Origin of the sequence: Paraburkholderia aromaticivorans (genome assembly GCF_002278075.1) — a bacterium.
GTDB lineage: Bacteria > Pseudomonadota > Gammaproteobacteria > Burkholderiales > Burkholderiaceae > Paraburkholderia > Paraburkholderia aromaticivorans.
On the sequence record NZ_CP022989.1, the window covers coordinates 885,290 to 905,729 of the forward strand.

Annotated in this window: 18 protein-coding genes; 4 read left to right on the plus strand and 14 right to left on the minus strand. The window is 62.9% G+C overall.

Annotation, left to right across the window (positions count from 1 at the left end; translation table 11 throughout):
* Positions 1-81: 81 nt before the first annotated feature.
* The gene (locus CJU94_RS03955; protein WP_095417599.1) at positions 82-768 is read right to left on the minus strand and encodes a hypothetical protein; all 687 of its coding nucleotides are present in this window, start codon (positions 766-768) and stop codon (positions 82-84) included.
* 171 nt (positions 769-939) lie between these two features.
* On the opposite strand from CJU94_RS03955, the gene CJU94_RS03960 reads away from it, so the two are divergent.
* The gene (locus CJU94_RS03960; protein ID WP_095417600.1) at positions 940-1,470 is read left to right on the plus strand and encodes a TlpA disulfide reductase family protein; all 531 of its coding nucleotides are present in this window, start codon (positions 940-942) and stop codon (positions 1,468-1,470) included.
* Positions 1,471-1,549: 79 nt separating this feature from the next.
* Here CJU94_RS03960 and CJU94_RS03965 read toward each other — a convergent pair whose 3' ends face one another.
* The 8 genes from CJU94_RS03965 to ugpQ all read right to left on the minus strand — a co-directional run bounded on the left by CJU94_RS03965 (position 1,550) and on the right by ugpQ (position 11,645).
* On the minus strand, positions 1,550-2,899 hold the full coding sequence (locus tag CJU94_RS03965) for a sigma-54-dependent transcriptional regulator (RefSeq protein ID WP_095420210.1): 1,350 nt from the start codon (positions 2,897-2,899) through the stop codon (positions 1,550-1,552).
* Between the two features lie 20 nt (positions 2,900-2,919).
* On the minus strand, positions 2,920-4,920 hold the full coding sequence (locus tag CJU94_RS03970) for a sensor histidine kinase (protein ID WP_095417601.1): 2,001 nt from the start codon (positions 4,918-4,920) through the stop codon (positions 2,920-2,922).
* A gap of 56 nt (positions 4,921-4,976) precedes the next feature.
* Positions 4,977-6,257 (minus strand): dicarboxylate/amino acid:cation symporter, encoded by a 1,281-nt coding sequence (locus CJU94_RS03975; protein WP_095417602.1) that lies wholly within the window; start codon positions 6,255-6,257, stop codon positions 4,977-4,979.
* Positions 6,258-6,658: 401 nt separating this feature from the next.
* Positions 6,659-7,729 (minus strand): ABC transporter ATP-binding protein, encoded by a 1,071-nt coding sequence (locus CJU94_RS03980; RefSeq protein ID WP_095417603.1) that lies wholly within the window; start codon positions 7,727-7,729, stop codon positions 6,659-6,661.
* Between the two features lie 46 nt (positions 7,730-7,775).
* On the minus strand, positions 7,776-8,567 hold the full coding sequence (locus tag CJU94_RS03985; RefSeq protein WP_095417604.1) for an ABC transporter permease: 792 nt from the start codon (positions 8,565-8,567) through the stop codon (positions 7,776-7,778).
* Positions 8,564-9,502: an ABC transporter permease gene (locus CJU94_RS03990; protein ID WP_095417605.1), complete on the minus strand. Its 939-nt coding sequence runs from the start codon at positions 9,500-9,502 to the stop codon at positions 8,564-8,566. Before CJU94_RS03990 ends, CJU94_RS03985 begins: the two co-directional genes overlap by 4 nt.
* A gap of 137 nt (positions 9,503-9,639) precedes the next feature.
* Positions 9,640-10,755 (minus strand): ABC transporter substrate-binding protein, encoded by a 1,116-nt coding sequence (locus CJU94_RS03995; RefSeq protein ID WP_095417606.1) that lies wholly within the window; start codon positions 10,753-10,755, stop codon positions 9,640-9,642.
* A 104-nt stretch (positions 10,756-10,859) separates the two neighbouring features.
* A complete protein-coding gene (ugpQ, locus tag CJU94_RS04000; RefSeq protein ID WP_095417607.1) occupies positions 10,860-11,645 on the minus strand; it encodes a glycerophosphodiester phosphodiesterase in 786 nt (261 codons plus the stop codon).
* A gap of 564 nt (positions 11,646-12,209) precedes the next feature.
* On the opposite strand from ugpQ, the gene CJU94_RS04005 reads away from it, so the two are divergent.
* Positions 12,210-12,980 (plus strand): DeoR/GlpR family DNA-binding transcription regulator, encoded by a 771-nt coding sequence (locus CJU94_RS04005; protein WP_095417608.1) that lies wholly within the window; start codon positions 12,210-12,212, stop codon positions 12,978-12,980.
* 45 nt (positions 12,981-13,025) lie between these two features.
* Here the strand turns inward: CJU94_RS04005 and CJU94_RS04010 are convergent, their stop codons facing one another.
* Positions 13,026-14,693 carry a Na/Pi cotransporter family protein gene (locus CJU94_RS04010; RefSeq protein WP_095417609.1) on the minus strand — a complete coding sequence of 556 codons (1,668 nt, stop codon included), beginning with the start codon at positions 14,691-14,693 and terminating at the stop codon, positions 13,026-13,028.
* Between the two features lie 221 nt (positions 14,694-14,914).
* On the opposite strand from CJU94_RS04010, the gene CJU94_RS04015 reads away from it, so the two are divergent.
* The gene (locus CJU94_RS04015; RefSeq protein ID WP_095417610.1) at positions 14,915-15,610 is read left to right on the plus strand and encodes a histidinol-phosphatase; all 696 of its coding nucleotides are present in this window, start codon (positions 14,915-14,917) and stop codon (positions 15,608-15,610) included.
* Positions 15,611-15,641: 31 nt separating this feature from the next.
* On the opposite strand, the gene CJU94_RS04020 is transcribed toward CJU94_RS04015, so the two are convergent.
* Genes CJU94_RS04020 through tauA form a run of 3 tightly spaced genes read right to left on the minus strand, consistent with a single transcriptional unit; the run spans position 15,642 to position 18,396 of the window.
* Positions 15,642-16,538: an ABC transporter permease subunit gene (locus CJU94_RS04020; protein WP_095417611.1), complete on the minus strand. Its 897-nt coding sequence runs from the start codon at positions 16,536-16,538 to the stop codon at positions 15,642-15,644.
* On the minus strand, positions 16,535-17,332 hold the full coding sequence (locus CJU94_RS04025) for a taurine ABC transporter ATP-binding protein (protein WP_095417612.1): 798 nt from the start codon (positions 17,330-17,332) through the stop codon (positions 16,535-16,537). Before CJU94_RS04025 ends, CJU94_RS04020 begins: the two co-directional genes overlap by 4 nt.
* 41 nt (positions 17,333-17,373) lie before the next feature.
* The gene (gene tauA, locus CJU94_RS04030) at positions 17,374-18,396 is read right to left on the minus strand and encodes a taurine ABC transporter substrate-binding protein (protein WP_095417613.1); all 1,023 of its coding nucleotides are present in this window, start codon (positions 18,394-18,396) and stop codon (positions 17,374-17,376) included.
* Between the two features lie 776 nt (positions 18,397-19,172).
* Between tauA and CJU94_RS42235 the strand changes: the two genes are divergently transcribed.
* Positions 19,173-19,307, plus strand: a complete 135-nt coding sequence (locus CJU94_RS42235; protein WP_267886369.1) for a hypothetical protein — start codon at positions 19,173-19,175, stop codon at positions 19,305-19,307.
* Positions 19,308-19,425: 118 nt separating this feature from the next.
* Here CJU94_RS42235 and lipA read toward each other — a convergent pair whose 3' ends face one another.
* Positions 19,426-20,433 (minus strand): lipoyl synthase, encoded by a 1,008-nt coding sequence (gene lipA / locus CJU94_RS04040; protein WP_095417615.1) that lies wholly within the window; start codon positions 20,431-20,433, stop codon positions 19,426-19,428.
* Between the last annotated feature and the right edge of the window lie 7 nt (positions 20,434-20,440).

Sequence of the window (20,440 nt, forward strand, 5' to 3'; positions counted from 1 at the left end):
CGATGCTGCGAAGGAACTTTCACTGTGCGCGGCCTGCGCACAGCGGTCCTTTACGCGCCGATTCGGCCAAAAATACCGCACTCAATAGAGTTTGAAAGACGAAAAAAATTGGTCGACCTGCTCCTGCTGCATTGGCTTCGGTGAAATGATGGCCGCCTGATAGACGTGCCGCCCGCGCGCTACGAGCCGCGCGTAAACGGTGCGTTCCTCATGTTGCGAGCCGGCTTCGCCGCTCAGCTTCATTTCCAGACCGAGCACCTGGCCGCCGGCAGCGAGCGGAATCTGCACCGCGCGAGCTGCCGGCGCGGCGCCTACGTTGCGGGCAAGACCGTTGCGCAGGAACGCCAGAGCGGCGCGCTGCGTCGCCTCGCTGTCGTTCGGCAACATCACCGTGCCGACCGCGAACACGGCGTCGCCGGCTTCGGCCGTCTGCATCGCCATCTGCATCGGCGTGCCGTCAATCTGAACCGCACGCTGATCGTTGCCCGGCTTCGCCGGCAGGTCGACCGTATAGCCGTTGTCGTTGTTCGTGATGGTGCGCCAGTCGAAGGTCGGCGAACATGCGCTCAGTGCGCTGGCCAACGCGAGGGCGCAAACCAGTGTGCCCGACACGGCGCGCGCCTTCGCCCGCCGGGAAGCGGCGCCGGCCGCGGATTGGCCCGAAAACCAGCTCAGGGAGCGGTTGGCGAGGGACAGGCGGAACAGGATTCGGGCGAGGAAACGGCTTACGCAACTGAAGCGATCAAAACAGGAAACGGATCGGAACATGGGGACAGAAGATCGAACTGACGAGGACGTAAAACCCTATTATCCGCCGCGGGCTCGCGTCCTGCCGCGTCGCAGGAATGGGGCTACAATAGCGAGGCTGTAAAGCGCCGCGCCGAAGCCGGAAGCGACGCACTGTCCCGCGCGTTTCGCGCGACTCTCGAGGTTCCGTTCATGAGTTCCACTCCGTCCACTGCCAGCCGGCGCGCGAATCCGATTCGCTACATCAGCATTGCCGCCGTGGCCATAGCGATCGCCATCGCCGGTTATTTCGCGTTTGCCGGTCAGCAGCGCGTGCCCGATGCGACCTTCACGTTGCTGTCCGGCCAGAAAGTCTCGACCGCCGACCTGAAAGGCAAGGTCTACCTCGTCAACTTCTGGGCGACGAGCTGCGATACCTGCATGAAGGAAATGCCGCAGATGGTCCAGACCTATAACCGCTTCAAGGACCAGGGCCTCGAATTCGTCGCCGTGGCAATGAACTACGACGCGCCCATGTACGTGGCCAACTACACGCAAACGCGCCAGTTGCCGTTCAAGGTTGCGATGGACGACGGCTCGGCCGCCAAGCAGTTCGGCAATGTCCAGCTCACGCCGACCACTTTCCTGGTCGACAAGGACGGCAGGATTCTCAAGCGCTATGTGGGCGAGCCGCAATTCGCGGAACTCGACCAATTGCTGGAAAAGGCGCTGAAACCGGCCTGAGCGCGCAGCCTCGCCTGATCCGATTCACACTGATTCAAACACGCCGGCGTCGCATTTCGACGCCGGCGTTTTCATTTCGTCAGCGCTCCCCTTCCCCTTTGGCCGCGAGGCCATACCGCTTGATCTTCTCGTAGAGCGTGGCTTTGCCGAGCTGCAGCTTGTCTGCCGCAATCGCGACCACACCGCCGGTCTGCTCCAACGCCTCCGCGATCACCGCCCGCTCGAATTGTTCGACGCGCTCCTTCAGAGGCTGCGTGGCCGCGCCGTCGTCGCCGAAAGACATGACGGGGTCGTCGGCGACGCCGAGCACGAAGCGATCGGCGGCATTGCGCAGTTCCCGCACATTGCCCGGCCAGTCGCGCTGCATCAGGCTCGCGCGCTGACGATCGGTGAGAATCGGCGCGGGGCGCTGATAACGCACCGCCGCGTCCAGCAGAAAGTGTTCGAAGAGCGGCACGATATCCTCGCGACGCTCGCCCAGCGGCGGTAGCGCGATCGTGACGACATTCAGCCGGTACAGCAGATCGCGCCGGAACGAGCCGTCCGCGACGTGCTCGGCCATGTCGCCCTTGGCGGCGGCGACCACGCGGCAATTCACGCGAATCGGCTGATTCGAACCGAGCCGCTCCAGCACGCCGTCCTGCAGCACGCGCAGCAGCTTGACCTGCAACGCGAGCGGCATGCTCTCGATTTCGTCGAGAAACAGCGTGCCGCCCGACGCATGCTCGAGCTTGCCGATACGGCGTTTCGCCGCGCCCGTGAATGCGCCCGGCTCGTAGCCGAACATTTCCGACTCGAACATCGGCTCCGGCAACGCGCCACAGTTCACCGCGATAAACGGCTTGTCACGCCGCGGCGAGAGTTCATGCAGACTGCGCGCGATCAGTTCCTTGCCCGCGCCGGTGTCGCCGTTGATCAGCACGGAGGCATCCGTCGGCGCGACATTGGCGATCAGACGCCGCACCTGTTCGATCGCCGGACTCCTGCCGATGATCCGCGGCGCCACCGAGTTCTGTTCCGCCAGCTCGCGTCGCAGCGCGAGATTCTCCAGCACCAGCTTGCGGCGCTCCAACGCACGCCGCACGGTTTCGATCAAGCGTTCGGACGCGAACGGCTTTTCGATAAAGTCGTACGCGCCGTCGCGCATTGCCTGTACGGCCATTGAAATGTCGCCGTGGCCGGTCACCAGAATCACCGGCACGTCGGGTGCGCGCTCATGGCATTGCGCAAGCAGTTCAAGACCGCTTGCGCCCGGCAAACGAATGTCGCTGACAATCACGCCGGAAAAGTCCGCGCTGATCATCTTCGCCGCGGATTCCACCGACGCATGGCCGATCACGTCGAAGCCCGCCAGTTGCAGACTTTGCACGCTGGCGCGCCGCACCAGTTCGTCGTCTTCGATATACAGCACTTGCAGGCCGTGGTTCAGCATGGCGTTTTCCGTGTGATTCAGGAGCCCGTGGTCAGCGGGTCCGGGGTGTGGCTCGTCTGCGCGCGCGCGCGGCGCAGCGTCAACACGAATAATGCACCGCCGTCCGGCGCGTTGCGCGCCACCAGCGAGCCGCCGCAATCGCGCGCGATCGACGACGATATCGCCAGCCCGAGCCCCAACCCCTGGCCCATTTCCTTGGTGGTGAAGAACGGCTCGAACAGCCGCGGCAAGACATCGTCGGGAATGCCGGGGCCGTTGTCGCTCACGACGAACGACAGATTCGCATCGGCGACTTCGATTTCGATCGCAATGCGCGGCGAGCCGATGTCCGCCGTCGCATCGAGCGCGTTGCCGAGCAGGTTGATCAGCACCTGCTCGAGTCGCAGATCGTCGCAATGCGCGATCAGTTCGGGATGGTCGTCGGCGAGACTCAGCGCCGTACGCGTGCCGCCTGGCGCGTCGAGCAACGTCAATTCGACCTCGACGCCTTGCAGGCGCTTTTGCAAGAGCGCCACCACGTTGCGCAACGCCCGCACGATCGGCGCACGCGCACTGCGTGGCCGCGCGCGGCCGACGAACAGCTTCAACTGATTGGTGATCTTGCCCATGCGCTCCGTGAGCGCCGCGATCGCTTCGAGATTTTCGCGCGCCGACGCCTGGTCGCCGCGTTCGAGCAGCACCCGCGTGTTGTCCGAAAAACCGCGCAACGCGGCGAGCGGCTGATTCAGTTCATGCGTGATGCCGGCGGCCATCTGACCGAGCGCGGCGAGCTTGCTCGCCTGGATCAGTTCGTCGTGCGCGGCGCGCAATTCCTGTTCGGCGCGCGTGCGCTCGGCCACTTCCTTTTGCAACTGTTCGTTCGCCTGCGAGAGATCCGCGGTGCGCTCGGCGACCCGCCGGTTCAGTTCCGCGTAGGCTTTTTGCAGCAGCGCCCGGCTGCGCATCACCTCGCGCACGCGAGCGCGGCGCATTCTCCAGTAGAACGCCAACAACACCAGCGACACATAACCGAAGCCGGTGACGATGGTCGCCTTGCGCGCGTCGGCGTCGACCGGATCGACGGGCGACATGGTGATCAGATGCCAGTCCGGCTCGCCCATGCCGCGCCGCGACGCGAGATAGCGCGGTGCATAGCGGCCGCCGCCGATGCGCACGATCTGCGCGTTGCCTTCGAGCGTGCGTTCGATCGACACCGGCAACGGCGCGATCGGCTGTTGCGCGTATTGACGCGCCTGGTAGATCGAATCGGCGACCGGCCCCGACAGCGGCCGGATCGTGTGGTATTTCCACGCCGGTATCGACGACAGAAACACGACGCCGTGATCGTCGGTCACGACGAGCGGCTCGGACGCATCCGCGCCCTGAAACCATTCGAGATCGAGTTTGACGACCGCCACGCCGACAATCTTGCCGTCGCGCCGCACCGGTTGCGAGATGTAGTAGCCCGGCGCCTGCGAGATCGTGCCGATGCCGAAAAAGCGGCCCACGCCGCCTTTGACCGCATCGAGAAAATACGGCCGGAATTGATAGCCGGCGCCGATGAAGCTGCCCGGCCCGTGCCAGTTGCTCGCCGCGACGCAATAGCCGTCGAGCGGAATGATGTAGGTGACCGTGGCGCGCGCGTGGCGGTTCAGGTCTTCGAGATAGAGATTGGCGCGCGCGACGTTGGCTGGACTGGGATTCACCAGCACATCCTGCACGATGGGGTGTTCCGCCAGCAGATAAGGCAGTGACTCGTAGCGTTCCAGCGTACTTTTGAGCGCGCTGGTCGTACGGTCGACTCGCACCGCGGCGTTGCGCCGCAAATGGTCGATACCGCTTTGCCACGCGATGCTGTACGTGAGCCCGCATGCTGCGACGAGCCCGGCGACGAGCGCGAAGAGGATCAGCAGGCGTCGCGTCACGTTGGCAATATCCGATCGGTGAGGATCGTTTATTGTGGCATAAGGCGATGCGTCGTCGGCGTCAGCTTCGTCGGCCGACGAGGTGAGGGTTGGACGCGCGGCCACCGGTTTCATACGCTGGTGTCCGCGGCCATGAGCGCTACGTTAGAAGGCGTTGCCGATTGCGCGGCTCAAACGCCGGCTGGCTCTTTGAGCGGCACATCGCCACGCAACGCGGCGTTCAGTTTGCTGCGGTCCAGTTCCTTTTCCCATGCCGAGACCACCACCGTCGCCACGCCGTTGCCGACAATGTTCGTCAGCGCCCGGCATTCGCTCATGAAGCGGTCGATACCGAGAATCAGCACCATTCCCGACAGCGGAATGGTCGGCACCACGGCAAGCGTCGCCGCCAGCGTGATGAAGCCCGCGCCCGTCACGCCGCTCGCGCCCTTCGACGTCAGCATGGTCACCGCCAGCAGCGTGAGCTGTTGCGTCCACGTGAGGTCGGTGTTGGTGGCTTGCGCGATGAACAGCACGGCCATCGTCATATAGATGTTGGTGCCGTCGAGGTTGAACGAATAGCCGGTCGGCACCACGAGGCCCACCACCGAACGCGAGCAGCCGAGCTTTTCGAGCTTCAGCATCAGTTGCGGCAGCGCGGCTTCGGACGAGCTCGTGCCGAGCACGATCAGCATTTCTTCCTTGATGTACGCCACGAAGCGCAGGATGTTGAAACCCACCGCGCGCGCAATGATGCCGAGCACGACCACCACGAACACGATCGAGGTCAGATAGAACGTGCCGATCAGCTTGAGCATGGGCAGCAGCGAGCCGATGCCGTACTTGCCGATCGTAAAGGCCATCGCGCCGAACGCGCCGATCGGCGCCAGCTTCGTGATGATGCGCACGATGCCGAACAGCACATGCGAGAGGCCGTCGATAAAGCTCGTCACGACCTTGCCCTTTTCACCGGCTGTCGCGAGCACCGCGCCGAACAGCAACGCGATCAGCAGGATCTGCAGGATTTCACCCTGCGCGAACGCCGACACGAGCGTGTCCGGAATGAGGTGCATCAGGAAGTCGACGGTGGTCTGTCCGTGCGCTTTCGCGGCATACGAGGCGACCGCCTTGCCGTCGAGCGTGGCCGGATCGATGTTGAAGCCGACACCCGGTTTCAGCACGTGCGTGGCGATCAGACCGAGCACCAGCGCGAAAGTCGAGACGACTTCGAAGTACAGCAGCGCCTTGCCGCCCACTCGCCCGACCTTCTTCATGTCCTCCATGCCGGCGATACCCGTCACCACCGTACAGAAGATGATCGGCCCGATCACCATTTTGATCAGCTTGATGAAGCCGTCGCCGAGCGGCTTCATGTCGACGGCGAAATCCGGGTAGAAATGCCCGAGCGCGATACCGATGATGATCGCCACGATCACCTGGACGTACAGCACTTTGTGGATAGGTTTCTTCACGATGGTTCCTGCGATGTGGATGAGCTCAATGGCCTGCCACGCTGCGCATCATGCGAACGAATGATCGTCACGCCTGTGCACGGCATTAGGCCGCGACAAGACGACGAATTCAGAAATACCGGGAAGGGAAATCGGACATCGTTGTCTCCTTGCTTTAGTTGTCGGACCGTTGCGGCCGCGATATCTATTTCGCAAGGTCGATGCCAGCTCGACGCCAGGCGCAGCGCGTTGATTTATATAGATTTTCTAGCGACTCACCGCGCATGCCGTCCGGAATTCCGGAAAGCCGGACACAGGATGTCGCGGAATCCGGAATTTATCGGCACAGAAGCCTCGGGAAAACCCGGAGGCTTTTCAAACGCTCGATTCGCGCGAAGCGAGCGACGCCACCGCAACAGCGCTCAAACCGCGCCCTCTTCCAGCACCAGCAGATTCTCGTGCGAGAAACCCAGCGACACGGGCTGCCCGCGTTCGGGCAAACCGCGATTCGGGTCGTTGAACACATCGAGCGAAATCACCGCGTCTTTCACGCGGGTTCTGATGCGCACCACGGCACCGAGGAAATTCACTTCTTCGACAGTGGCGTTCAGCGTGTTGCGGCCTGGCGCGGCGGGCTCCAGCACGATCGCTTCGGGCCGCAGCGCGAGCAGACGCTTCTTGCCCGCATCGTTCGACGGCAACTCCTGCGTGGTGGTCAATTCCTGGCCGTCCACCACCATCTTGCCGGTCGCCGGATCGACCACGTGCCCGGCCAGAATGTTCAGTGTGCCCACGAATGACGCGACAAACCGTGTGCGCGGGTAGTTATAGATTTCGGAGGGCGAGCCGATCTGCTCGACGCGGCCCTCGTTCATCACGACGATGCGGTCGGAAATCGACAGCGCCTCTTCCTGATCGTGCGTGACGAAAATCGACGTGATCCCGAGTTCGCGCTGCAACGCGCGAATGTCCTGGCGCAACGAAATGCGGATCTTGGCGTCGAGCGCCGAGAGCGGTTCGTCGAGCAGCAGCACTTGCGGCTTACCGGCGAGCGCCCGCGCGAGCGCCACGCGCTGCTGCTGGCCGCCCGACAATTGCCACGGATAACGCCCGCCCAGTTGCGGCAGCTTGATCAGTTGCAGCATCTCCTCGACGCGCTGATTGATCTCCGCCTGCGGCCGATGTGTGATCTTCAGCCCGAAGCCGATATTCTCGGCCACCGTCATGTTCGGAAACAGCGCATACGACTGGAACACCATGCCGACCTTGCGCTGCCGCGTGCGAAGGTGGGTGACGTCCTTGTTGTCCAGCCGGATGATACCGCGCGTGGGCGTTTCGAAGCCGGCGATCATGCGCAGCACCGTCGTCTTGCCGCAGCCGGACGGCCCGAGGAACGTGATGAACTCGCCGCGCTCGATCTTCATATCGAAGTGATGCAGCGCCGTGTTCGCCCCGAAGGACTTATGCAGATTTTCGATCTCTAGGAATGCCATGTTTCGCTGCCCCAGTCCGTCAAACTCATTGGATCAAACGGTTGGATTAAACTTTCTGGCCGCTCATCGCGCGGGCGGAGCCGAATACCTGAATCAAACCCATCGACGCCCACGTAATTACGAACGCGATGATCGCGAGCGCCGACGGCTCGTACGCGCGGTTCGCGCCGATCAACTGCAGATAGGGGCCGAACGCGGGACGGTCGAGCAGGCTCGCCAGCGTGAACTCGCCGATCACCACCGCAAAGGTGAGAAACGCGCCCGACAGAATGCCCGAGCGGATGTTCGGGAAGATCACCTTGAAGAGAATCGTCGGCCAGTTCGCGCCGAGACATTCGGCCGCTTCGGTGAGCGAACGCACATCGACCGCGCGCAGGCCGGCATCGACGGCGCGGTACATGTACGGCAGTGACAGCGTCACGTAGCCGAACACGAGCAGCAGATCGGTGGCGCGCTCGTTGCCGGTGAGCGGCAGAATCGAACTGCTGTTATAGATGCGCAGATAACCGAACACGATCACGATGGCCGGCACCACCAGCGGCAACAACGTGATGAACTCGACGAGCGGGCGCAGCTTCGGCAAACGCAGTTGCACCCAGTAAGCCGTCGGCACCACCAGCAGCACGCCGACCACGATCGTCAGCAACGCCATCAGGATCGAATAGCCGAACGAGGCCTGAAAGCGCGGATCGCCGAGCACGACGCTGTACGCTTCGAAGCTATAGGTGCCGCGCTTCATGCGCAGGCTGAACTCGAACGTCGCGATCAACGGAATAAGGAAGTACAGCGAACCGACGATCATCGCGGTCCACGCACCCACACGCGATTGGCTTTTCATCGACGTCCCCTTTCAGCGCGCGAGCGCAGCCAGATGTAGCCGCCATTCGAGAGGCCGGTGACGAGCACCATGCCGAGCGCGAGTGCATAGCCGAGATTCTGGTTGTGCATCACGTCGCCGCGAATTTGCGCATACAGCAGGATCGTGACGATGTTCAGCGAACTGCCGGTCAGCGCATAAGCCGTCGCGACCGCACCGAACGAGTTGGCGAACAGCAGCAGCGCGGCGCCGAGCACGCTCGGCCACAGCACAGGCAGCGCGACGTAGCGCCAGTATTGATACGCGGTGCCGCCGAGGCAATCGCAGGCCTCGCGCCATTCGCGCTTCAGGCCGTCGAGCGCGGGCGTGACGATCAGCACCATCAAGGGAATCTGGAAATACAGATAGGTCAGCGTCAGCCCGGAAAAGCTCAGGATGCTGAAGCCGGTCGAGTACAGATTGAAGCCGAGGTATTTCTTCAGCAACACGGTGACGAGCCCGACGCGTCCCAATGTGCAGATGAAGGCAAACGCGAGCGGCACGCCGGCAAAGTTCGACGCGACGCCGGAAAACGTCATCAAGGTCGGACGGATCCAGCCCGGCAGTTTGCCCTGCACCGCCGCCCATGCGAGCAGCGAGCCGATCACCGCGCCGCCGAGCGAGGAAGCGGCGCTCACCTTGAAGCTGATCCAGTACGCGTCCATCACGGTCGGCTGGAGCAGGTCGCGGAAGTTGGCGAGCGTGAAGTGGCCTTGCGAATCCTGGAACGCGCCGACCATCAGGAAACCGGTCGGCAGAATCAGGAACAGCAGCGCGAAAGCAAAAAACGGCACCACGCCGATCCACGCGAGGAACTGCGACGCGCGGCCCGGACCGTCGACGCGAGGCGTTGGAGTGGGGACAGGCGGAACCAGCAATTCCGGCTGCACCGAGCCAGCATCCGATGAAGCGCTCATAGCTCACCCTTGGGGCAATCTGGCAAACGCCGGACGCGCCGCACATCACGTGCGGCGCGCCGGCGGCAAAACTTCACGTTACGGTTGGAGGTCGCGGCGCACGTGTTCCGCTGCCGCCGCGACCTCCACTACGCGGCTTACTTGACGTTCGCGCCGACCGCTTCGTCCCAGTGCTTCGTAATGGTCTCCTTGTACGCGTCCTGTTGCGAGAGCGTCGGGAACACCACGTTCTTGTATGCCGACGGGGGCGGCAGCTTGTCGAGCAACGCCTGCGGCACTTTCTTGCCGGCCACCAGTTCGTTGTAGCGCATGGGGTGGCAATAACCCTTCAGCCAGCCGATCTGACCTTCATCCGAGTACAGATATTCCATCCACAGCTTGGCTGCGTTCGGATGCGGCGCATAAGCGCTGATCGCCTGCACGTACACGCCCGCGACCACGCCCGTCTTTGGAATCACCACCTGCACCTTTGGATTGCCCTTCAGCGTATCGCGGTCGGCCAGCGCGTTGTAATCCCAACGCACGACGATCGGCGTGGTGCCTTGCGCGAGCGAGGCGGCCTTGCCGATCACCGGCACGAAGTTGCCGCTCTTGTTCAGGTTGGCGAAATAGGTAAGCCCGGCCTGTCCGGCTTTGCTCGCGTCGCCCTTGCTTTGCGAGAGGCCCGCCGCATAGACGGCCTGGATCGCCTGATTGGCCGAGCGCGGGTCGCCCGCCAGCGACACGGCATTCTTGTAGTCCGGCTTGAGCAGATCGCTCCAGTCGGACGGCGCCTTGTCGATCATGTCGGCGTTCACTTCAAACGAGAGCACGCCGTAGTAATCGCCATACCAATAGCCGTCGGCGTCTTTCGACTCTTTCGGAATCGAGTTCCACGAGGCGACCTTGTACGGCTGCAGCAGCCCTTCGGCCTTCGCCGACGGGCCGAACGAGAGGCCCACGTCGATCACGTCGGGCGCCTGCGGGCCCTTGTTACCCTTGTTCGCCTTGATGGCTTCGACTTCGTCGCCCGAACCCGCATCCGGATTCAGTTCGTTGATCTTGATACCGTACTTCTTCTGAAACCCGGCGACCAGTTCACCGTAGTTGCACCAGTCATGGGGCAATGCGATCACGGTGAGTTGGCCTTCCTGCTTGGCGGCGGCGATCAATGCATCGAGCGGCGCGGCCGAAGCGCCGCTGCTGGCGCCGGCGGCGGCCACACCCGCAACGGCCGACATCGAGAGTAAACGAGCTAACGCGGTGCGGTTCATAGTTTTCCCCATCCTCTGCCGAAATTGCTACGTTTGGAAAATTTCTAATTCGAGCTTCAGGACGCGCGCCCGTGCACCCTGGCACCTGCGCCGCCTCGCCATGTTCAGGCCGGGTTTGCCGGCGCGGAAAACATGTCGTGTCGCAGTGTATCGATGCGATCTGTACAAATCATGTCGACACCCCATTGCGCGAGCAGTTGCGCGCGCGCCGTGTCGTTGACCGTGTAGGCGAGCACGCGCAGGCCGGCGGCGTGAATCTTCGCGACCAGCGGCTCGGTCAGATACCGGTGGTTCGCGTGGAAGGACACGCAGTCGAGTTCCCGCACGACGCGCAGCCAGTCCGCCGGCACCTCGTCGAACAGCATGCCGCGTTGCAATGACGGCGCCGCGTCACGCGCGGCGGCCAGCGCCTCGAATGAAAACGACGACAGCAACGGCGGCGTCTGCCCTTGCCAGAGCGTCAGCGCGCCGCCTGCCACCAATGTCCCGGTGATCGCGTCGCGGCCCGGACATGGCTTGATTTCGATGTTGGCGGCAATGCCGTCGCGCGCGCAGCGTTCGGCCGCCTCGGCGAGCGTCGGCAAACGCGTGCCGGCGAATTGCGCCCCGTACCATGCACCGGCGTCGAGCGTGGCCAGTTGCCGCCACGTGTGTTCCGCGGCGGCGCCATGGCCGTTGGTGGTGCGCTCGAGCGTGTCGTCGTGCAGCAGAAAGAGTTGGTTGTCGGCGGACAGCTTGGCGTCGAATTCGACCATGCGGTAGCCATAGCGCACGCAGGCGTCGAAACCGGCGAGCGTGTTCTCCGGAGCGAGCGTGCCGCCGCAGCGATGCGCCGCCAGTCGCGGATAAGGCCAGTCTGCGGATGAAGCGCGATTAATCCCGTTTCCCACGTCTCGTTACCTTTCAGATAGAGCGGTTGACTATGCTCTCGACACGTTCCCGGCCGCCACTGCGCGTTGCCATCAAGCACGCACGCATGCTTCAGGTAGTCCTTTCCCGCGCGAGCCTGGCGCGTAGTATCGCGCTAAGACAGGCGCCGCGATAGTCGGACGAACGCTTCATGCTTCCACCGAGCCGGCCGCGGCGGCGCCATGGTCAGGATGACGAAGCGTGCCGCCACCGGGGAGCGCCCCCCTTGCGTGCTTCGTTCAGGCGGTGGATCCCAGAATCCATTATGGCGACGACGCAGACCAGCCGGATTGCCAAAAAACGCCACTCAATGCTCGAAATCGGACATTTCAATTCCTTTTCGAACATTTGATGTTCGAAACAGGCTTGGCGCTTCGATCTGCGAAGGCTAAAGTTAAATACACAAACTTGCAAGCTGCCAAAAAAATACAACACAATTCGACTAAAGTAGTACGCTTGACATCGTCCGGACACACATTCGTGAGCACGATGTCGTAGTTAACAACAAGCAAGATAAACGCGCGTACGCACCCAGGGAAACATGCATGTGGCAGGAAGATCGTCATCAGAGAATTCGCGCGTTGCTGTCCACGCTTCAACGTGTGTCCACGGAACGGATCATGGCGGACCTCGGGGTGTCGCGCGAAACGGTGCGGCGCGATCTGCTCGACCTCGAAGCGCTTGGCGAGCTGCGACGCGTGCATGGCGGCGCGATCAAGCCCGCCGATGAAGCGCCGATCGCCGAGCGCGCGCATATGCGCGTCAAATCCAAAACCGCCATCGCGAAGGCGGCCACGGGACTGATCACGAGCGGCCAGACGCTTTTCATCGACGCGGGCACCACCACCGCCGCGCTAGCGGAAGAACTGGCGAAACTCGCGAACCTGACCATCGTCACCAATTCGATCGATGTCGCGCTGAAGATGCGCGGTGGAGGCGATCAAACCGAAACCGCCAACGAAGTCATCCTGCTCGGCGGCTCGATCAGCGACCGCGCGATGGCGACCACCGGCGCCACCACCGTGCTCGATATCCAGCGCTATCGCGCGGACCTCGCGCTGCTGTCGCCGGTCGGCATCGATCACCGGCACGGCGCGACCAATTACGACCACGCCGAAACCGAAGTGGCGCGCGCCATGGTCGCCAACGCGGACCGCGTGGCGATCCTCGCCGATTACAGCAAGATCGGCCAGCGCAGCCGCATCTCCTACTGCCCGGTCGATCGGATCGACGTGCTCGTCACCAACAAGAAGGCGGCCGAAGCCGCCGATTTTGCATCGCTGAAAAAGAAGCTCGAAGAGATCATTCTTGCTTGAGGCCTGGGCCGCGAAGTTGGCAGCTCGAGGCCCGATGCTCGATGTTTATTCCTTCACATGCATCGTGTCGAGCGAACGCTTGCGCAGACGAGTGTCGTGCAACGCGCCGGCGGCGTCGAGCACCGGATAGGCGGTCGAACAGAACAGTGAATTGAGCCGCTTCATGTCGCTGATCAGATCGAGATGCAGAGCGCTGGTCTCGATGCTGCGCAAGGTCTGGCCGGTGAGCCGGTCCAGATGCCGGTATGAATAGGCGCGCTCCAGATCGCGAAAGCGCTCCTTCTCCGCGAGAAGGCGCTCGGCGCACCGCAGATCGTTGTTCAGAAACACCGACAGCCCGAGCTGCAGATTGCTGACGAGCCGTGCCTGCAAGTCGTCCAGCTCACCCAGCCCTTCCTCCGAAAACGACAGCCGATGGGCGATCTTCTTTTCTTCGATATCGCCCACGATCCGCTCGATGATATCGCCCGCATGTTCGAGGTTGATCGTCAGTGAAATGATGTCGGTCCAGCGGCGGCTGTCGGCTTCGTCGAGCTGCTCGCGCGAGATCAGCGTTAAGTAGGTCTTGACCGCGGCGTAGAGCTCGTCCACGTCGTCGTCCATGCGGACCGTTTCCCGCGCTTTGTCCAGATTGTTGTGATGGATCAGGTCCGCGACATTGTCGAGCATGGTGCGCACGATGTCGCCGATGCGCAGCACCTCGCGTGCGGCATGCGCGAGCGCGAGCGTGGGAGTGGACAGCGCCGCGGTATCCAGGTGGAGCGGCCGCAGCTCGCCATTCGGCAACGGCCGGTTGGGTAGGACCCGCGCGCAGACGCGCGCCACTGGATCGATCAGCGAGAGGCACGCGCAGCAGCGCAGCGTGTTGTAGATCAGGTGAAAACCGACAGTCGCTTCGCGCGGATTCGCGATCAGCACCGGCAGCCCGCGTGCGAGCAGCGAGGTGAACGGCAGGATCAGCAACGCGCCGGCCAGCTTGAACGCAAAGCTGCCCAACGCGAGGCGCCGCGCGGCCGCATTCTGTGCGACGGTGCCGAGAAGCGCCAGCAGGCCGCTGCCGAGATTCGCGCCGATCACGAGGCACAGCGCGACCTTCAGGGAAATCACCCCGGATGAAGCGAGCGTCGCCGTCAGCAGCACGGCGGCAAGGCTCGAATACGACAGCATGGCGAACGCGGCGCCGACCAGTGCGTCGAGCATGGTGTCGCCGGTCAGCGCGCCGAACATCACGCGCACGCCCGCGCCTTGCATCATGGGCTGGGCGGCTTCGACGATCAGACGCAGCGCGAGCAGGATCAGACCGAGGCCGATCAACGTGCGGCCGACCTGACCGAGACGGGTTTGTTTGCGCGACAGGAAGAGCGGCACGCCGAGCAGAATCAGGATCGGCGACAACCAGGACAGGTCGAGTGTGAGCACCCGCGCCATCAATGCCGTGCCCACGTCGGCGCCGAGCATGATCGCGAGGCCGCTGGTAAGCGGCAACAGTCCCTGCGCCGCGAACGACGTGACGATCACCGCGGTGGCGTTGCTGCTCTGCACGAGGCTCGTGACACCGACACCCGAGAGGAATGCCCGCCAGCGGCTACTGGTGCTGCGCCCCAGCACGCTGCGCAGATCCGCGCCGAGCACCCGCAATATGCCGGTGCGCACAATGTGCGAACCCCACACGAGGAGCGCCACACCGGCCAGAAGGTTTAGGAGAATCAACATAAGGCACTGCGCATCCGTTCCTGCTGCCATGACCCGAACCGCATGCCGCGCGAACCGGCACCGGGGCGTATATGACAGTAGTGTTGCACATTTTTGCCTTATTGTAATTTTGTGCGTTTAAATATACGCTCGTGTAAAGCTGTGGATTGCTGTGTGTACCGGCTCGTGGTCAGTCATGCATCGAGTTCGACCGCTTGACCACTTAATCATGAGGACTCTGGATGAGCCGCAACCTTGCGCTGTTCGACCTGGACCACACGCTGCTGCCGCTCGACAGCGATCAGGCGTGGGCCCACTTCATCGCCGGATTGGGTATAGAAGGCGCCGTGCGGCACGCGCAGGAAATCGACGATTATTACCGGCAGTATGTGGCCGGCACGCTCGATATGACCGCGTATCTGAACTACACGCTAGCACCGCTCGCGCGCCACTCACGAGAGCAGCTCGACGCGTGGCATGCGCAGTTCATGCAGCAGGTGATTACGCCTGCCATCCTGCCGGCCGCGCGCGAACTCGTGCAACGCCATCTGGACGCGGGCGACCTTTGCTGCATCGTCACCGCCACCAACGTGTTCATCACGGAGCCGATCGGCAAGGCGCTCGGATTCGAGCATCTGCTGGGAATCGAGCTCGGCACCGAAGGCGGCGATCCGTTGGCGCGCTTTACGGGAAAGGCGGTCGGCACGCCCACCTTCCGCGAAGGCAAGATCACGCGCACCGAAAGCTGGCTGGCTTCGCTTGGGCATTGCCTGCAGGATTTCCCGCAGAGCTGGTTCTATAGCGATTCGATCAACGACGTCCCCTTGCTGGAACGCGTCACGCATCCGGTCGCGACCAATCCCGATCCGCGATTGCGCGCCGTCGCCGCGGAGCGCGGCTGGCCGGTGATCGAACTGTTTGCCCAAGCCTCAGCCTGAGCCCGAACCCGCGCGCGCGGCGGCCGCCGCGCTAGGCGCGCCCTTTCCACGGCACGAGCCGCCGCTCCAGTGCACGCATACCCAGATCGAAGAACCACGCGATCAGTCCGATCAGCATAATGCCCATCACCACCACGTCGGTGCGCAAAAAACTCGACGCGTTCAGCACCATCTGACCCAGGCCCGCCGTAGCCGCGACCATTTCCGCGGCGACCAGCGTGGTCCAGCCGAAGCCGATGGCAATACGCAGGCCGGTCAGAATCTCCGGCAACGCCGCCGGCAAGACCACGTGCCGCACGATCTGCGAAAAGCGGCCGCCCAGTGAATACGCCGCATGAATCTGCTCGATCGTTGCGCTGCGCACGCCGGCGCGCGCGGCCATGGCAATCGGTGCAAAACAGGCCAGATAGATCACGACGATCTTCGCCGTTTCGTCGATGCCGAACCAGATCACTACCAGCGGCAAATACGCGAGCGGCGGCAGCGGCCGGTAGAACTCCAGCGGCGGATCGAGCAGGCCGCGCGCGACCCGGCTTACCCCCATCAGGATACCGACCGGCACGGCCGTGACCGCGGCGAGCGCAAACGCGCCGAACACCCGCAACGCACTCCATGCGAGGTGTTCGGAGAGCGGCAAGCCGCCTTGAATGCGACCGTGCCACGCGTCGATAAAGGCGGCCCACACGGCTTCGGGTGTCGGCAGAAAGAGCGGCGGCAGCCAGTGCAGATGCGTGGCAAGCCACCACAACGCCGCGAGCGCCGTGACCGACATCGCGCTCAGCGCCGCGGTTGGGCCTTCGCCCGGCAAACGCCAGCCGCGTACGGGGCGCGCCGTCCGCCGCGGCTTGCCGGTGCTCATGCCGGTGCTCGCGCCGGTGCCGGTCTCGGCGAGCGGCACATTGCCCAATGATTCACGCGAAGCCGTCACGACACCACCTCTTCCTGATTGCGCTCGTGCAGACGATGCACCAGGCGCTCGCGCCATTCGATGAAATCCGCCGACGACTTCACCGCGCGTGCATCGCGCGTCTGCAGAAAACGCCGCGCGAACGGCAAGCCGTAGCTGTCGGCGATGCGGCCCGGACCCGGCGTCATGACGACGAGGCGGGTCGCGAGAAAGAGCGCCTCTTCGACGCTGTGGGTAATGAAGAACACCGTCTTGCGCGTGCGGCCCCAGACGTCGAGTACGAGTTCCTGCATGGACTCGCGCGTCATGGCGTCGAGCGCGCCCATCGGTTCGTCCATCAGCAGCACTTGCGGATCGCTCGCCAGCGCGCGGGCGATCCCCACGCGTTGCTGCATGCCGCCTGAGAGCGCATAGACCCGCGAGCGCGCATGCTTCTGCAGTCCGACGAGCTTCAGCATTTCGAGCGCAACGCGCTCGCGCTCCGCCTTGGGCACGCGCTGAAAGCGCAAGCCGAGCGCAACATTGTCGAGCACGTCGAGCCACGGCATCAGCGCGTACTTCTGAAATACCACGCCGCGGTCCGCGCCCGGCCCGAGAACGGGCTCGCCGTTCAGCCGCACCTCGCCTCCGGTCGGCTGGATAAAACCCGCAATGCAGTTGAGCAAGGTCGTCTTGCCGCAGCCCGACGCGCCCAGCGCGACCACGAACTCGCCGGGTTCGATGCGCAGATCGACATCGGCCAGCGCGAGGTGCGGCGCCGCGCCGCGCGGGCCTTCGTAGGCGACGTGCAGTTGCCGTATTTCAAGACCGCTCATCGCCGGACCTCATGATGCTGATTGAAAACAGCGCGCGACGATCAATGCGCCGCGCGTTGCACGAACTGTGGATCGACGCCGGTCGAGTAATCGGCCAGCACGTTCTGGATCGTGCCTTGCGTCTTCAGAAACGCCGCGGTGGCAGCCAGCGACTTCGCCGCGCCCGATTGCGCGCCGCCGCCAAGCCACGCATTCGACGCCTGCTGAGCGGGCGTCGGGAACGCGTACAGCGCGAGGCTCGCCGGCACTTCCTGCGCATTGGCGCCGGACTCTTTGGCGACCGCCTCGACCTGCGGCGACGAAGCCGTCCATGCGGAGGTGTGGTCGCGATAATTCGCGTCGGTGGCGGCGAGCACCTTCACGAAACGCGTGACGAACTCGGCGTTCTGACTGGCGAACTTGCGATCGACGACGAACCCGTCGAAGGTCGCCTTGCCGGTCTGCTGCGCGACCTGCCCCGACGTGATGAGTACCTTGCCGCTCTTCTTGACCTTGGCGAGCACGGGATCCCAGATGTACGTCGCGTCGATGTCGCCGCGCTCCCACGCCGCCGCGACTTCAGGCGGGCGCAGGTTGACGATCTTGACGTCGGACGGATTCACGCCGGCGTTCTGCAACGCGACCAGTGTGTGAAAGTGCGAGGTGGAGACGAACGGCACGCCGATCTTCTTGCCTTTGAGGCCGGCGACGCTCGAAACATTGGAGCCGTCGCGAGCGACCAGCGCTTCGGCGTCGTTGATATTGTCGAGAATCCAGAACAGCGAAATGTCCACGCCCTGCGACAGACCCGCGGCGATCGGGCTCGAACCAGCTTCACCGAGCTGCACCGAGCCGGAGGCCAGGGCGCGGATCACGTCGGCGCCGCTGCCGAGCTTACGGTAGGTGACCTTGTAGCCGGTGGCTTTTTCCACTTCGCCGGTGGCCTGCGCGTAGCGCCACGGCACCACCATGTCCTGATACGCAATCACGACTTCTTTAGTGTCGGCGTGCGCCACGGATGCAAACGGCGCGGACAGTGCAAGCAGCGTGGCGAACGCGGCCAGCGAACGGCGGAAGCGGTTCATCGGAAAGCCTCTTGTGTAAGTGGAGTTCGGGAGGCTTTCGACTATAGGCAGTTTGTTCGCGGCCGGTTCTAATTAATCCGCGATTGCTAATCACGCTGTTTTAGCATTGCTTTTCACGTTGGGTTGGTAAGCCGCGACTGCTGCTGCGTGCAGTCGAACGGTTCCAGCAAATGATGCGGTTAGCGGCGCCTGTGCGCAAGCTGGCTGTTCGGCAGATTGACCCGGGATTGGCTGCGGCCGGATCATCCTTTCGTTGTCGAAATTAGCATTCCTATGATCGATTTTCTTAGGTGTCTCAGTTGGCTATTCTTTAACGTCGGCGTGCCCGTGTGTGCGCCTTTCGCGCTGCTTCCACTGTTGAGCTTTTCGCGCTTTTATCGGGATTCGTCGAAGGGGATTGCGATACGTTCAGTCCAGGACGGACAGCTTCTCTGGGTCGTCATTTCGATGTGCGCGAGCGCATGCTACGAGATCGGAAGCGCGTTGAGCGGAGCATCCACAAGAAACACGCTGGCTTTCATGCTGGCGGGATTGCTCTGGCATGCCCTATTTTTGGTTGCGGCGTGCATCCTCGTATCGTTCGCAGCGGCTGACTCCGCGCCGCACGCTGGATCTCGCTGCGCAGACGAACCACCCGAGCGAAGATTGATGTGGGCGTCAGTGATCATGACAGCAACGATAGCCGCCACATTCCCTCTATCTCATTATTCGTTAACCTAACTAATTGAAGAAAATCCGAGCTATACTTTTGAGCACGTCCAACTGGGAGAACTTAAGTGCCCAATCTGATCGACCATATCATGGAGAATCGTGAGCTGCGTTATCGCATCATCGAACTCACGATTCCCTTTTCCATCATCGGCGGAACGATGGCCTCGATCTGCATGCTGCTCGCGCGGTATTACCGGTGACTCGTAGGTTCGGATCAACTGGGCATGATTTCAACACCCCATGTCCGACCGCCCAAAGAGAAAAGCCTGCAACATGTGCAGGCTTTCTCAATCTGACAAACAGAGCTAGCGAAAATACTCAGACCACGCCGGCTCCGTGCGCCTGCAAATCAGCGTGGTAGCTCGAACGCACCATCGCGCCCACGGCTGCGTGCGTGAAACCCATCTTGTACGCTTCTTCCTCGTACATCTTGAACGTGTCCGGGTGCACGTACGAGCGCACCGGCAGATGGTGCTCCGACGGTTGCAGGTACTGGCCGATCGTCAGCATGTCCACGTCGTGTTCGCGCAGGTCGCGCATCACTTGCAGAATCTCTTCTTCGGTTTCGCCAAGGCCGACCATCAGCCCGGACTTGGTGGCCACGTCAGGATGCAGCGCCTTGAAGTCCTTCAGCAGCTTCAGCGAATGCGCGTAGTCCGAACCCGGGCGCGCTTCCTTGTACAGACGCGGCACCGTTTCGAGGTTATGGTTCATCACATCGGGCGGTGCGGCATTCAGAATGCCAAGCGCGCGATCCAGACGGCCGCGGAAATCCGGCGTCAGAATTTCGATGCGCGTATCCGGCGACAGCTCACGCGTCTGACGAATACATTCCACGAAGTGTGCCGCCCCGCCGTCACGCAAATCGTCACGGTCGACGCTGGTGATCACCACGTACTTCAGCTTCAGCGCGGCGATAGTGCGTGCGAGGTTGCCGGGTTCGTCCACGTCGAGCGGATCGGGACGGCCGTGACCGACGTCGCAGAACGGGCAGCGGCGCGTGCACTTGTCGCCCATGATCATGAAGGTCGCAGTGCCCTTGCCGAAGCATTCGCCAATGTTCGGGCAGCTCGCTTCTTCACACACCGTATGCAGATTGTGCTCGCGCAGGATCTGCTTGATTTCATAGAAGCGCGAATTACCGGTGGCCGCTTTGACGCGAATCCAGTCTGGCTTCTTGAGCTTCTCGATCGGGATGACCTTGATGGGGATACGGGCGGTTTTGGCTTGCGCCTTCTGCTTCGCAGTGGCGTCGTAGGCAGCGGCGGGAGCCGGCACGGCATCCGGCGCGGGGGAAGCTGCGAGGTTCGCGGTAACGTCAGTCATTCGTTCG

Excerpts from the sequence above, each read along its gene's own strand:
- CJU94_RS04005 (WP_095417608.1), top strand. The coding sequence starts at position 12,210 with ATGTGGCAGGAAGATCGTCATCAGAGAATTCGCGCGTTGCTGTCCACG.
- CJU94_RS03990 (WP_095417605.1), bottom strand. The coding sequence starts at position 9,502 with ATGAGCGCTTCATCGGATGCTGGCTCGGTGCAGCCGGAATTGCTGGTT.
- lipA (WP_095417615.1), bottom strand. The coding sequence starts at position 20,433 with ATGACTGACGTTACCGCGAACCTCGCAGCTTCCCCCGCGCCGGATGCC.
- CJU94_RS03980 (WP_095417603.1), bottom strand. The coding sequence starts at position 7,729 with ATGGCATTCCTAGAGATCGAAAATCTGCATAAGTCCTTCGGGGCGAAC.
- CJU94_RS04025 (WP_095417612.1), bottom strand. The coding sequence starts at position 17,332 with ATGAGCGGTCTTGAAATACGGCAACTGCACGTCGCCTACGAAGGCCCG.
- CJU94_RS03995 (WP_095417606.1), bottom strand. The coding sequence starts at position 10,755 with ATGAACCGCACCGCGTTAGCTCGTTTACTCTCGATGTCGGCCGTTGCG.
- CJU94_RS03970 (WP_095417601.1), bottom strand. The coding sequence starts at position 4,920 with ATGAAACCGGTGGCCGCGCGTCCAACCCTCACCTCGTCGGCCGACGAA.
- CJU94_RS04015 (WP_095417610.1), top strand. The coding sequence starts at position 14,915 with ATGAGCCGCAACCTTGCGCTGTTCGACCTGGACCACACGCTGCTGCCG.
- tauA (WP_095417613.1), bottom strand. The coding sequence starts at position 18,396 with ATGAACCGCTTCCGCCGTTCGCTGGCCGCGTTCGCCACGCTGCTTGCA.
- CJU94_RS04010 (WP_095417609.1), bottom strand. The coding sequence starts at position 14,693 with ATGTTGATTCTCCTAAACCTTCTGGCCGGTGTGGCGCTCCTCGTGTGG.
- CJU94_RS03985 (WP_095417604.1), bottom strand. The coding sequence starts at position 8,567 with ATGAAAAGCCAATCGCGTGTGGGTGCGTGGACCGCGATGATCGTCGGT.
- CJU94_RS03955 (WP_095417599.1), bottom strand. The coding sequence starts at position 768 with ATGTTCCGATCCGTTTCCTGTTTTGATCGCTTCAGTTGCGTAAGCCGT.
- CJU94_RS03960 (WP_095417600.1), top strand. The coding sequence starts at position 940 with ATGAGTTCCACTCCGTCCACTGCCAGCCGGCGCGCGAATCCGATTCGC.